Raw genomic sequence first — 13,690 nt, 5'->3', positions numbered from 1 at the left:
GTTTTAGACTAAATTCAAGATAAATATTTTTATGTGGCGCTGAACAATATTAATGATGAGATGAAACTTCATTTGAAGACGAAAGTGCGAAAAGCACTTGTATATGACTTTGTAATTAGTGATAAGAATAAAGAGGAAATATGCGTATGGACTGCTTAGCGAATATTAAGTTCTTAGATGCTTTTGGTCAGCCAATGAATGGTTTGGCTCATCAACTTTGGGAGGGTTCAAAGCTCATTTCTGAATATGTCACTACAGCCAGAGGTGAATCTGTATGGATTAGGCATCCTGAGGGTACAACCATCGATGTAAGAGTCAGAAGTGAGGCATTCGCAGAATATAAATCAAAAGTTAAAATAAAGCTTAAGGGTCTCAAAAGCATTTTTATTATAAGTTACCCGAATTTTATGCTTCAGGAGCTCAATTTCTTAACAGCCTACCATGCTAAAAAAAGATTTCTTTTAGCTCAATTCAAAGCGAATATGGTCAATGAAATTAAAAAATTGAATAGTTTGAGCAGTAAAAGTCTAAATCCAAATTTTAAAATACAACAAAATAGAACTACAACTGCTGTAGTTAAAGAGCAGACGGTAGATAAAACAGATATAAATGCCGTAATTAAATTAAGAGTAAAGCGGTTTACATCTAAATATCAGAAGCAGCTTTTAAACTGGGAAGCTCAATCATTAACCATACAAAATGTAGGGAAATTAATCCCACAGGCATGTGGTGGAGAAAAACATTATAAACGCGCATTAGAGAGAATTGCTGAGTTGCATCCTGTATATCAGCCCTATGTTATTAAGTTAATTAATATGGGGTATCAGGGCTTAGGAATTTGCTGGACGATCAAAGATAGTTATCGAAGTCCTGATGCACAAGATGCTTTAACAGGTGGTGTCACCAACGCAGGTCCTTTACAAAGCTACCATCAGTACGGACTTGCTATAGATATCGTTTCAGTGAGAAATGGTGAAATAGTAAACTACGATTCAAGGTTAAAGCGCCAATCACGTCAAGATCAAGCGATTGCAGATCAAACTTTACTGGCGCCGATTGGAGAGAGTTTAGGCCTAATTTGGGGTGGACGCTGGAAAAAACCATTTGATCCACCACACTTTGAATTACACCCCAATGGAAAGACATGGCGTGAGCTAAAACCACAGTTATTGAAATTAGGAGTAACAAATTACAAGAAACTTCAGTTCTAGATGGAGCTTTGATCATGATCCCTTTAGATTCTAATCTGTGAGTGTTATTAGTGTCTCATCATTTTCTGACTTAAATAATGAGATTTAAAAACATTCATTCCATAAACCAATTGCAAGTTGTTTTGCCTCATCAAAATCGTCAGCAAGTCCCATGGTATATAACATAATTAATAAGGTTTCAGTCACTGCAATCTCACCATATTCATGTGTCTGCTGACCTTCCCAGACAGCTTTAAAAATAGACAGATCGCGGGGCTACGTAATTCAGTTAACTTGGGTAGCTCATGTTCATAGCATTCTCCCGCCTTAATTCCACAGATGAGAGTGCGAGCATCTGGGTGACGTTTAAATTCGCCACCTTCACCTTTAATGACAGCACTATTTTTGTAGCCTAATTGGTAAGCAGATTGTTGGTGTGAACTATGTTAAAAAGTGAGATCAAAATTCGTATTTATGAAAATACAGTAGTGGCAATAGCTAGTACAGATGAGGCTAAAGCATGGGCCGAAAATAGAGTAAAAAAACTATGAAAATTAAATATGTATTTTTATTTATATTATATTTATTGAGCATTAGTGCTTATGCGGAGGATTATTTTTGTCTATCTAATGGTGGAAATAATCTTTTATTACTCCCTGTTAAATATCCCAATATTGATGAAATAAAATATTATCCTTACATGAAGCCAATAAAAATTTAAAATATTGTCAAAATAGAGTATGAGGATGAAGATGGAGAAAAACCTGAAACGTATTACACAATGAATGAAATCGTGAAAAATAAAATTACAGGTCAATACACATTTATGTCCCAAGGTTATCTTGTTTATAGTGCAACTTATATTAACTTGAAAATAATAAAAAATTTTAATTCTATAGAGAATATGATCTAAAATTAAAAGGTGTAAATTGTTTGTAGAGCCTGTAAATAAAAGTGTTTAAATGCTTAGAAATAGAGACCTTAAATTTACCTAAATTCATCAAAAAATATTCTATTAATATATGTTGAGATTTAATTAATATTTTATCTCAAGGAAAAATTGAGACTTTGGATTTTACAGCTTTGAGGAAGGGGTACTATTTTCACTTGTATGGTATGAGGCTGATCCAAAGAATGATTACAGAGGTCGAGGGCTAATCCATTTAACACACTTTGAGACTTATGTTCGATGTGCAAAAGAGACAGGTTTGGATATAGAAAAAAATCCAGAATTGCTACAAACAGATTATAATGCAGCTATTGAAAGTGCAACATGGTTTTGGAAAGATAATAATATTAATAAAGTCACTAAGAATGATAATAGTAAAATTAACGATGAAAGACTTACGAATAAAGTAACAGTAATAGTTAATCCAGGAATGAAAAAAGCAAAAGAAAGACGGGACTAAAAATTAAAAATAGCAACTGAATTTATAGCAAAGTATGGAGATTGTAAGTGAGAAAATATACATGGGTCTTATTTATATTTTTATCCTTTAATGTATATGCTGAGGAAAATAAGTGTATTCTTTTTAAGAAAGATTATAGTCAGTATAATAATGAAAATATGTATGATTTAGATGTTTATATAACAGATTGTCAAAAGAATTCGAGAAAAGTAGAATCTTTTGGATATTTTGGGGATAGCCCTAAGATAAATTATTATTTTTTTGAAAAGAGTAATGGTGTTAATCATTTATTTATTTCTACTTATGTTTTAACTGATCAATATGAAGAAAATTCTAAATATGTATATGAAAATGGAAAATATAATTTCATAAAAGTTTTCGATTGTTTTGATTTTACTTGTAAAGTTAATAAAAAATTGATCAATTTTTTTGGTGATGGGGCAAATTTAGTTGAAGTTAAAAGCAATAAAATAGTGTGGGAATATCCCTATTTAACTGCAGATAAGGTAAGCAAAGACTTAAACTCTAATTTTTTAAAACTTTGGCTAAATAAACAATTAAAAAATGGAATTATAAAAAATAAAACTGAAATTTATAATGATTCAGGGCTAAATTCTGAAAAATTAGGTTATCTTATTTCTGGTGATAAGTTCAACATTTTAGATATTACATCAAGATGGCTTAAGGTTTCTTATACGAGCAAGAATAAAAAAACAATCATAGGTTGGATTCGCTGTGAGGATACAAATGTTTGTAATGAATATTAATCATTTCTTCATTCCATCTCTTGTCATGTGGAATCCCAAATAGGTTGATATGTGGCTTTATTACAGTATAGGTATGAAGTACTTTAGTTTTAAATTGTTGAATGGGTCTGATCATAAAAGGATTTGGCATTACATCTGCTCGTGAGTGCAATGCCATAGTCCATTGGTAAACTCAGAAATTAAAAACGCTCATTCCATAAACCAATTGCAAGTTGTTTTGCCTCATCAAAATCGTTGGCGAGCCCCATGGTATATAACGCAATTGATAAGGTTTCAGTCACTGCAATCTCACCATACTCATGTGTCTGCTGACCTTCCCAGACAGCTTTAAAAATAGACAGATCAAGTTGTTCCTCTGCGGGGCTACGTAATTCAGTTAACTTGGGTAGCTCATGTTCATAGCATTCTCCCGCCTTAATTCCACAGATGAGAGTACGAGCATCTGGATTACGTTCAAATTCGCCACCTTCACCTTTAATGACAGCACTATTTTTGTAGCCTAATTGGTAAGCAGATTGTTGGTGTGAACTACGATAATTGGGATGGAAAATGGCTTGTAAAGTCGCTTTGGCTTGAAAAGGGTTAATAAGACGCGCCAAGGTATGTACGGGAGAGCGCAAACCTAGCACATTACGCAGATCAATTAATTCACTTAATACCGGAGAAATAGCACTCAGTGGCATATAAGCAAAGTTATGTTGTGACAGTTGCTGTTGAACTTCAGCTTGTGTATGGCTGATCGAATAACCTAGATACTCTAATACTTGCTCGGTATAAAGTCGGTTCATGGTATGGCCAGCTGCACCATGCATGACAACTTTATGGCCATGTCGGGCTAAGGTGAGCGCAGCCAAAATAAACCAAGGATAATGTTTGCGTTTACCTGCATATGCTGGCCAGTCTAAATCGACATGCATTGGAGTATATTGTAGATGGTCTTTGGTGGCTTGGACAAAACCACATAATTCATCAACAGATTCTTCTTTAATACGTAATGCAATCAGAAAAGCCCCCAGCTGAACATCCATGACTTGGCGCTGTAAAATCATAGTAAATGCCTGATAAGCTTCATCATAGCTAAGTGAGCGAGCACCTGTTTTACCTTTCCCAATGATACGGACATAGTTGGCAAAAGCATGTTCAAAATCTTGGTATAGATTACGTCGAGTAGTATTCATATGGTCGCTCATCACAAGAGGGTGAAGGTAAAAAATTAGAATAAAACCACTATGCCACAAAACATTCAGATTCAGGGCTTGAGATAAAGGAACATTGAGAAAATGTGTGTTAAATAAACGGCATAAGACTAAGGTCTAACAGGGATGCGTTTAATATTTAGGCAATTTTAACAATTCTTTTGCGCTGTTAAGTTTTTTATTTATTAAAATATTCAAAATTTTTCAGTATACGAAATCAGCAAGCAGCACTGAAGCTAGACCTTAGCCTAGTTTAGATGCGTTGCCTGTTTTATGGGTTGACACAATTCATTATTTTTTATACTGCCACACTTTATCGGGGTGGTGACACTATTCCTAAAACAAGGATTATAGTTCGGAATGGTGTTAGCAGTCAGAATCTAAAGAAGTTGAGCAAATGGCTAAAAAACCTATTTATAAATCACTTTATTTTCAAGTGATTGTCGCAATCATTGCGGGTGTATTGGTGGGGCATTTCTACCCAAGTAGTACGCAACTCGTTGATGGTGTAAAAGAAAATATTCCAGGTTTGGGGGAACAGCTAAAACCTCTGGGTGATGCATTTATTCGTCTGATTAAGATGATTATTGCACCTGTAATTTTCTGTACTGTGGTCAGTGGGATCGCAGGTATGGAAAGCATGAAATCAGTGGGTAAAACTGGTGGTATTGCACTGTTGTACTTTGAAGTTGTTTCTACTGTTGCCTTATTAATCGGTTTATTTGTGATTAATATCTGGAAGCCAGGCGTAGGGATGAATGTTGATTCAAGTACTTTATCAACTGCTGGTATTGATAAATATGTGAAATCAGGTGAGTCGCAATCGACTATTGATTTCTTAATGAATATTATTCCAGATACAGTGGTTGGTGCGTTTGCCCACGGTGAAATATTACAAGTTTTATTATTTGCGATTCTTTTTGGTTTTGCTTTACACCGTTTAGGGGCTGCTGGTCAGCCTGTATTAAAGTTAATTGATCAAGTTGCGCATGTATTCTTTAACATCGTAAATATGATCATGAAACTTGCTCCGATCGGTGCTTTTGGTGCAATGGCATTTACCATTGGTAAATATGGTATTGGTAGCTTAGCGCAGTTAGCTCAGCTCATCATGTGTTTCTATCTGACTTGTGTCTTATTTATTTTTATTGTACTCGGTTCGATTAGTCGTTTCTGTGGTTTTAGTATCTTTAAGATGATTCGTATGATTCGTGAAGAATTATTGATTGTACTTGGTACATCATCTTCTGAATCTGTATTACCACGTATGTTAAAGAAACTTGAAATTGCTGGTTGTGAAAAATCAGTTGTGGGTCTAGTGATTCCTACAGGTTATTCATTCAACTTAGATGGTACTTCAATTTACTTAACTATGGCTGCGATCTTTGTAGCTCAAGCAACCAATACTCAGCTTGATTTAACGCATCAGATTACTTTGTTATTGGTGCTGTTGATTTCTTCTAAGGGTGCTGCTGGTGTAACAGGTTCAGGATTTATTGTCTTGGCTGCGACATTAACTGCTGTTGGTCATATTCCAGTTGCAGGTCTGGCATTAATTTTAGGTATTGACCGTTTTATGTCAGAAGCACGTGCACTGACTAACTTGGTTGGTAACTGTTTGGCAACGATCGTGGTCGCAAAAATTGTTGACCATTTGGATGAAGAGAAGCTACATATTGCTTTGAATAATCCAGAAGAGCTTGATCGTCAAATGCTTGAGGAAAGCACTGAAGCCAAAACAGCTTAATGTTTTAATAATATAAGTTTGATTAAAAATCCAAAGTTACATTGTGAGCTTTGGATTTTTTTATTCGATCTACAAATGGCCAGCGATAAGCCAAGAAAAGTGCTCATCATCTAGAAAAGATTAAATTTTTGCAGTGTGACACTTTAAATTAAAGTCTTGTTATACTAGCTTGGGTTTAAAATTACACAACTGGAAAAAAGGGCAGTAGCACACATGGTCCATGATGATCAGCATTCTTCGAACTCACTCAATCTTGACCAAATTCGTGAAGAAATTGATTCGGTCGATCAACAACTCCAACACTTAATTAATCGCCGTGCCAAACTGGCGGAGTCTGTTGCTAAAGTTAAGTTTTCGTCGGAAGAAAGCCCAATGTTTTATCGTCCAGAACGTGAAGCACAGGTGTTACGCCGCATTATGGAACGCAATGAAGGTCCTCTTTCTGACCTGACTATGGCACGTTTGTTCCGTGAAATCATGTCTGCATGCTTGGCGCTTGAAGCCCCACAAAGTATTGCCTTTTTAGGTCCAGAGGGTACGTTTACCCATTCGGCCGTATTAAAACATTTTGGCCACGATGCTCTAGTTCGACCTTTACCGACTATTGATGAGGTATTCCGTGAAGTTGAAGCGGGTAGTGCACATTACGGTTTGGTCCCTGTAGAAAACTCATCTGAAGGGGTAGTCAACCATACTTTAGATTGTTTTAAATCTTCGCATCTCAATGTCATTGGTGAAGTAGAATTGCGTATTCATCACCAATTCCTCGTTTCATCAAATACACGTAAAGACAGTATTAAACAAATTTATGCGCATCAACAGACTTTGGCTCAGTGCCGTAAGTGGCTCGATGCGCATTATCCAGGGGTAGAACTGGTTGCTTTAAGTTCAAATGCTGAAGCTGCACGTCGTATTCGTAATGAATGGCATTCTGCTGCAATTGCTTCAGATGTTGCCGCGAGTTTGTATGAACTTGAAATTCTGCATAGCAATATTGAAGATAACCCAGAAAACACCACACGCTTCTTAGTGATTGGGCGTGAAAGAGTGCCACAAAGCGGTAATGATAAAACTTCATTATTAATTTCAGCGCATGATCGTGCTGGTGCTTTACTTGATATTTTAGCGCCATTTGCTCAACACAATATTAGTTTGACCAGTATTGAAACGCGCCCAGCTTTACCAGAAAAATGGGCTTATGTGTTCTTTATTGATTTAGAAGGTCATGTAGAACATGACAATGTTAAAGCTGCGATTGATGATATTCGTCCACTGGTCAAAGAAGTTCGTGTATTGGGCTCATATCCGGTAGCGGTGCTATAAGTTAAAATGATCAATCAACCATTATTTAAAAAAGTTGCGTTTATTGGCCTAGGCCTTATTGGTTCAAGTTTGGCAAGAGTGATCAAACAACAGCAATTGGCCTCTCATATTGTTGCATCTACACGTTCAAAGAAGACTTTAGATGCTGCACTGCAGATGGGATTAATCGAAGCTGGGTTTCAAGATCCAGTTGAGGCAGTTCAAGACGCTGATTTGATTGTTTTAGCTTTACCTGTACGTGCGACTGAGCAAGTTTTGGCACGTATACGTCCATATGTTGCTCAAGATGCCATTATTACTGATGTTGGTAGTACCAAGGGTAATGTGGTGGCAGCAGCTAAAGCGGTTTACGGTGATGATTTACCTGCTGGTTTCGTACCAGGTCATCCTATTGCTGGAGCAGAGCATACGGGTGTACATGCAGGTCGAGTGGACTTATTCGCACAGCATAAAGTGATCTTAACGCCACTGAGTACCAGTGCCGATTGGGCTGTAGAAAAACTTAGCCAATTATGGCAAGCAGCGGAAGCCGATGTGATTTGTATGGATGTTAACAAACACGATGAAGTGTTAGCGCATACCAGTCATTTACCACATTTAATGGCTTTTAATTTGGTTGAGCAGTTGGCAAATCGTGAAGATAATCTCGATATCTTCCGTTATGCTGCTGGTGGATTTCGTGATTTTTCCCGTATTGCCGCCAGTGACCCACATATGTGGCATGACATTTTCTTTGCGAATAAGCCAGCGATCTTAAAAGCGATTGATGGTTTTGAAGCACAACTGGCAATTTTTAGACAATTGATTGAAGATGAAGATTCACAAGCGCTTATGGGAAGACTGGGACATGCCCAAGCCGCAAGACAGCATTTTAATCATATGTTGGCCAATAAACCTTTGATGGAGAATACTAAGGTGACACAACAATTCCGTATTTCGCCTGGAGCACATAACTTTCAAGGAAAATTTAGCGTACCGGGTGACAAATCAGTGTCGCATCGCTCCATCATGTTTGGTGCGATTGCCGAAGGCACAACTCAGGTTACAGGTTTTTTAGAAGGTGAAGATGCTTTAGCAACATTACAAGCATTCCGTGATATGGGCGTGGCTATTGAAGGCCCTAAAAATGGTGAAGTCACGATTCACGGTGTGGGGATGCATGGCTTAAAAGCACCAGCAAGCGCACTGTATATGGGTAACTCTGGGACTTCGATGCGTTTATTATCAGGAATGTTAGCTGCTCAGCAGTTTGACTCAGTGATGACAGGAGATGCTTCATTGTCTAAACGCCCGATGGAGCGTATTGCAAAACCGCTACGTTTGATGGGTGCACAGATTCAATCTACTGGTGAGCGTGGTACTCCACCACTTTCAATCAGTGCGAATGCAGGTTTAAAAGGAATTCATTACGATTTACCTATGGCGTCTGCACAGGTTAAATCAGGTTTGTTATTGGCTGGTCTTTGGGCTGACGGTGAAACTTCGATTACTGAGCCAGAACCAACTCGCGATCATACAGAACGTATGTTGCGTGCTTTTGGCTATGACGTTAAAACTGAGGGTAATCGTATTTCGTTGCAAGGTGGTGGTAAATTAACAGCCACGCATATTCAGGTACCTTCGGATATTTCTTCTGCAGCGTTCTTTATGGTTGGTGCAACAATTTGTGAAAATGCTGATGTTACCTTGGAGGCTGTTGGAATTAACCCAACACGAACAGGTATTATCGAAATTTTAAAACAAATGGGTGCTGATTTAACTGTCTTCAATGAGCGTATTGCAGGTGGTGAGCCTATTGCAGATATTCGTATTCGTGCAACACGTACTTTAAAAGGAATTCATATTCCTGAAGATCAAGTGCCTTTAGCGATTGACGAATTTCCTGCCTTATTTATTGCGGCAGCGTGCGCAGAAGGACAAACAGTGCTTACTGGTGCAGCTGAATTAAGAGTAAAAGAATCTGACCGTATACAAGTGATGGCGGATGGCTTACAGGCGATGGGCATTCAATGCACTCCAACTGAAGACGGTATTATTATTGAAGGGCAAGGCAAAGCAGGTGATTGGTCAACAGTTTTCAATGGTGCTGAGATTGAGTCACATCACGACCATCGCATTGCAATGAGTTTTAGTATCGCAGGCTTACGTAGCCATGGTGAAATTATCATTAATGGTACTGAAACAGTCGCGACAAGCTTTCCGACCTTTACTGCTTTAACTCAACAAGCAGGCTTTAATATTCAAGTTATTGAATAATTAATAGTTAAACCAGTATTTTGTGCACCATTATACCAAGGTGTGAAAAAAAACAGCCAAGTTTAGACTTGGCTGTTTTGTTAAAATTGCTTATGCTCATTCCAGATAATAATTATGGAATAGGATTATCTGATGAGAAAATTAGAATTTTTAGCGATTCAGCAGCCAGGGGTTACCCAATGCCCAGCACACTACGTTACTACACTATTAGCCACTCAATTGCCACAATATGGTTTTCGAACTCAATTACATGAACAAAAAGATGCAATTTCTGTCAATGTGAATGATGAAAAAGTCGCTTTAGCGATTAGTTGTCGTTTGGATTCTCATGATGGCCGCTTAATCTGTGAAATTTCGAATACACATCAAGAACAGCAAAATTGGTTTGGTAAAATTAAGTCTGAAAGCACGATTCGACAGTTGGCACAAGCTGTGGAGTGTAGTTTACGACAAGACCGATCTCTGGATGTTTTACAATGGAAATATTAATTGTACAGCCAAACTAACGACATTTAGTGAGCGAAGAAAGCTTAAGTTTAGTATGAATTTAAGCTTTCTTTTTGTTTCTATGCTTTGTTCTTTTCGCAACTGTCAAAGATTTTTGTTAAGGATAGTTCTTCTATGTGATCGGACTAATATCTTAAGTTAAGATTAAATCTATAAATATTTCTAACTCACTATAATTTATAATTTTTAATTTTAGACATTTATACAAGAAATACTAACTTATAAAAAATATCTAATTAAAAAATAATTTAATTAACTACTATGGATACTATATGTTGAATCATTAAAAGTATGATGTGTGGTTGATTCAATATCTCAAATGCGCTTATGTGAAAAAAGTAAATAATATTTTATATAGGGTTGTTCGGATTTATAGCGAAAATATTTATTCATGTTAAAGAAAGATTTTAGTGTATTTATAAAAATATATTCAAAGAGAAGAGTTTATAAAAATTAGACACAGTTCTAGATCAAGTTTTTAGTATAGATTAAATACTTTAGGTATCTTGATATTAGCTAAGACAATATGGTTGTATTTATGTTAAATGAAGATAAAAAAAGTCAAATATCATCTGGTCATCGGTTAATTAGGTTGGTTCAGTTTAATGAAAAAAAATTATATACGAACAAAGAGTTTAATGCTAAGGCAATATATATATCGGCTGATTTTTGGTTGCATAGTTTTCTGCCTAATTTAAAGATAAATATCAGTAATAATATATCGAATAGAATTAGTGCTGCTATTTCTAGAGCAAGAAAAAATATCAAATTATATGATGTAGATGTTATTGGTATTCCTGAGTTAATTTCAGAAGCTTTATTCGACACCCATTGGTATAAGGTCAAAGTTCAGCATATATCTAGGCTTGAACTACGCGATAAGGTACTTTCAATAATTAATAAAAATCAAAAAATACAATTATATTTACCCATATTATCAAGGAAACCTTTTAGTCCAATTAAAAATAAAGGTACTCTACCTGATCTTTCAGAACTACATACACTTGCGCGCTGTGCCGAGGCAGCCTATACCATTAATGCATTAAGTCCAACTGGATGCGAATTTATAATTTTGGCTGATGGTTTTAAATATAATCGTGCATGTGGAACTCCAAACTCGGAAATTGAACTTTATCAATTATGTCTAAAGTATTGGATGAATATATTAGCTATTCATGATGTTGTGAAACTTGAAAACTATGAAAATTGGGTCAATAGTGGCTTATCAGAAGAGGCGGCACTCAGTCGTGAAATACATTTTAGAAATAAGTATAATGACCTAAAAAAAGAATATGATCTAAATTTTAATATTAATAAGTTAGATGAAAGCTTGGATGGTATAGCAAAAAGTAATGAGATTGGAGATCAATTGAGGTTTACTTTTTGGTCTATTGTGAGTTCAGTTTACTATCAGGAGTTATTTAATTTATTTGATGCTGATTCTTTAAGCTTTATTGAGCATTATTATAATGATGATATTCAAGAGTTGTACTCTTTATATTTAACATCATTAAATTTATGTATTCATGAGCATTTTTATCCAGATTTATCACTGAATAAAATCGGATATTTACCCTCTAAAGAAGTGTATGAAATATTTATAAAAATGAGAAAAAGAGCATGGGAATCCGCAATGAAATACGTTGCAATCTCTCTAACAGATCGAGAGTTAAATTCATTAGAAGTTGTTAAGGAAAGTGCATTAAAACTCACTATTCATGGCAAGAAGGGGGAAATCCATTTTGTATCTACAACAAAACAAGACGTAAATATTACGGCTCAGCATTGTTGTGGTGGACTTGATTTTGAACGAGGAAATACAAAACTTTCTTTCAAGTATCGGTTGGAGCGAGAGCTAAAAAATGAAATCCCAATTTTGATCGAAAATCTTGAGGACACACCTTATAACAGAGCTAAATATGGAAATTTTTTCTTACTCTATATACGAAAACAACCCATTTGTTATGTCTCTAATGTTACTAACTTAAAAAAGAAATTAATGAGCATGTCCAGTTTACACCGAGAGTAACAATGAATAATGATCATAAAATTAAAAAAAATATTTTGAGCGAGTCAAATTTACTTAAGCTGTTTATGTGTGATCCACAATTTAATATTAGTCAGATTCCTAATTTTGATACATATTTTTTATCTGCATTAGAGTTAGAACAATTGCTAATCTCATGGAAAAAAAATATTGAGCGAGATTCAACCTTACTTTGTCGGCAGTCATTAAGTCTACTTACTGATTTGCCTCAGGATTCACTCTATTCCAACTTGGAATATCATAATTGGTACCTTGCAGCTCAAGTTGCAGAAGTTTTTAGAAACCCATCAATTTGTAAAAATGCAGGTCGTTTAAATTTAAAACAACTACAAAAAAATATCTGTAAATGGCTCATACATGCTGATCAGGGCTTAAGTTTAGTCATTGCGTGGGGGCAACCAAAGCGCTCTGCAGGGGGAATTAAATGTATGGGGCCCTATGCAGATCTAGCTGAACTTTTTAGTATTTCACGTCTGATCACAATTACTCGTGCAATTGAAAAGATTGTTAAATATAGAATAAATTTGACAGTGCTGACTGGTGGTCATCGCTTTTATCCTGCGCTATTTACACGCTCAGAGTTGACGACCGACTATGATGCTCAACGACAAGCAATTGCAGATTTTATGGATGATGATAAGCGGATTAAATTTTTACCCTTTATACGACACAATGAAATTTTGAATTACTCAATCGATGAAAGTCAGTTAAAGCAAATTAGTCATCAGCAAATCCTGAGTCTACTGAATACAATTACTTTAAATATAGATTGGGAACATTTACTTCATCCACAAATAAGTTGTAGATATCACAATCCACATCACATTGAGCTCACACAGTCTTTAGCCAACTGGTTGAGTAAACAATCTATTGAGACATTAAATCAGTATATTCGACAGTCTATTTATTATTTATTGACCAATAAAAATACTCAGCGTTTAAACGCTGATTCAGAAACTGATGAGGACAGTATTCAGCTCAAAAACCTCATTATATTTATGCATAAAGTCGCATGGGAGTCGACCAAAAAATACATCGTAATACAAGAGATGAATCATTTAAAACAGCGAGAAGCTTTAGGTGATCAGCATTTTCGTCTAAGTGTGCATGAGAAAGATGACTTAAATAATCAGCCAGCAATTTTAACTTTAGGAGTCAATGGGGGAAATCAGTTATCTCAACATGTGATTGCCTTTTTAAAAAATAGAGTACTCCACTTTGGTGCTTTTTCTGAGTTTTGGGACAGTG

Annotated in this window: 9 protein-coding genes and 2 pseudogenes; 9 read left to right on the top strand and 2 right to left on the bottom strand. The window is 35.8% G+C overall.

Features of this window, described 5'->3' with window-relative positions:
• Positions 1 to 146: 146 nt before the first annotated feature.
• Complete coding sequence (locus Aru01_RS16600) at positions 147 to 1,211, top strand: M15 family metallopeptidase (RefSeq protein ID WP_016656900.1); 1,065 nt, start codon at positions 147 to 149, stop codon at positions 1,209 to 1,211.
• Positions 1,212 to 1,295: 84 nt separating this feature from the next.
• On the opposite strand, the pseudogene Aru01_RS16595 reads toward Aru01_RS16600, so the two are convergent.
• A pseudogene (locus Aru01_RS16595) lies at positions 1,296 to 1,633 on the bottom strand (glycosyl transferase family protein); the annotation flags it as partial.
• A 690-nt stretch (positions 1,634 to 2,323) separates the two neighbouring features.
• On the opposite strand from Aru01_RS16595, the pseudogene Aru01_RS16590 reads away from it, so the two are divergent.
• Together Aru01_RS16590 and Aru01_RS16585 are read left to right on the top strand one after the other, a co-directional pair.
• A pseudogene (locus Aru01_RS16590) lies at positions 2,324 to 2,599 on the top strand (glycoside hydrolase family 19 protein); the annotation flags it as partial.
• Positions 2,600 to 2,646: 47 nt separating this feature from the next.
• Positions 2,647 to 3,366, top strand: a complete 720-nt coding sequence (locus tag Aru01_RS16585; RefSeq protein ID WP_016656898.1) for a ligand-gated ion channel — start codon at positions 2,647 to 2,649, stop codon at positions 3,364 to 3,366.
• A 179-nt stretch (positions 3,367 to 3,545) separates the two neighbouring features.
• On the opposite strand, the gene Aru01_RS16580 is transcribed toward Aru01_RS16585, so the two are convergent.
• Positions 3,546 to 4,544 (bottom strand): glycosyl transferase family protein, encoded by a 999-nt coding sequence (locus Aru01_RS16580; RefSeq protein ID WP_016656897.1) that lies wholly within the window; start codon positions 4,542 to 4,544, stop codon positions 3,546 to 3,548.
• A 415-nt stretch (positions 4,545 to 4,959) separates the two neighbouring features.
• Between Aru01_RS16580 and Aru01_RS16575 the strand changes: the two genes are divergently transcribed.
• From Aru01_RS16575 to Aru01_RS16550, 6 genes are all read left to right on the top strand, one after another.
• Positions 4,960 to 6,309 (top strand): dicarboxylate/amino acid:cation symporter, encoded by a 1,350-nt coding sequence (locus Aru01_RS16575; RefSeq protein WP_016656896.1) that lies wholly within the window; start codon positions 4,960 to 4,962, stop codon positions 6,307 to 6,309.
• Positions 6,310 to 6,522: 213 nt separating this feature from the next.
• Positions 6,523 to 7,632 (top strand): prephenate dehydratase, encoded by a 1,110-nt coding sequence (gene pheA / locus Aru01_RS16570; RefSeq protein ID WP_016656895.1) that lies wholly within the window; start codon positions 6,523 to 6,525, stop codon positions 7,630 to 7,632.
• Between the two features lie 9 nt (positions 7,633 to 7,641).
• Entirely contained in the window at positions 7,642 to 9,888 is a 2,247-nt protein-coding gene (locus Aru01_RS16565) for a bifunctional prephenate dehydrogenase/3-phosphoshikimate 1-carboxyvinyltransferase (protein ID WP_040331341.1), read from the top strand.
• Positions 9,889 to 10,020: 132 nt separating this feature from the next.
• On the top strand, positions 10,021 to 10,377 hold the full coding sequence (locus tag Aru01_RS16560) for a hypothetical protein (RefSeq protein WP_016656893.1): 357 nt from the start codon (positions 10,021 to 10,023) through the stop codon (positions 10,375 to 10,377).
• Between the two features lie 556 nt (positions 10,378 to 10,933).
• Positions 10,934 to 12,424, top strand: a complete 1,491-nt coding sequence (locus Aru01_RS16555; RefSeq protein WP_040331246.1) for an L-tyrosine/L-tryptophan isonitrile synthase family protein — start codon at positions 10,934 to 10,936, stop codon at positions 12,422 to 12,424.
• 2 nt (positions 12,425 to 12,426) lie between these two features.
• Positions 12,427 to 13,690, top strand: a 1,264-nt coding sequence (locus Aru01_RS16550) for an L-tyrosine/L-tryptophan isonitrile synthase family protein (RefSeq protein WP_042111634.1), incomplete at its 3' end; no start/stop codon positions are given.

The sequence above is a fragment of the Acinetobacter rudis genome, from assembly GCF_000829675.1.
In the GTDB taxonomy this organism is placed as follows: domain Bacteria; phylum Pseudomonadota; class Gammaproteobacteria; order Pseudomonadales; family Moraxellaceae; genus Acinetobacter; species Acinetobacter rudis.
This window is presented reverse-complemented; position numbering and strand designations above follow the sequence as displayed.

Excerpts from the sequence above, each read along its gene's own strand:
- Aru01_RS16600 (WP_016656900.1), top strand. The coding sequence starts at position 147 with ATGGACTGCTTAGCGAATATTAAGTTCTTAGATGCTTTTGGTCAGCCA.
- Aru01_RS16580 (WP_016656897.1), bottom strand. The coding sequence starts at position 4,544 with ATGAATACTACTCGACGTAATCTATACCAAGATTTTGAACATGCTTTT.
- Aru01_RS16575 (WP_016656896.1), top strand. The coding sequence starts at position 4,960 with ATGGCTAAAAAACCTATTTATAAATCACTTTATTTTCAAGTGATTGTC.
- pheA (WP_016656895.1), top strand. The coding sequence starts at position 6,523 with ATGGTCCATGATGATCAGCATTCTTCGAACTCACTCAATCTTGACCAA.
- Aru01_RS16560 (WP_016656893.1), top strand. The coding sequence starts at position 10,021 with ATGAGAAAATTAGAATTTTTAGCGATTCAGCAGCCAGGGGTTACCCAA.
- Aru01_RS16555 (WP_040331246.1), top strand. The coding sequence starts at position 10,934 with ATGTTAAATGAAGATAAAAAAAGTCAAATATCATCTGGTCATCGGTTA.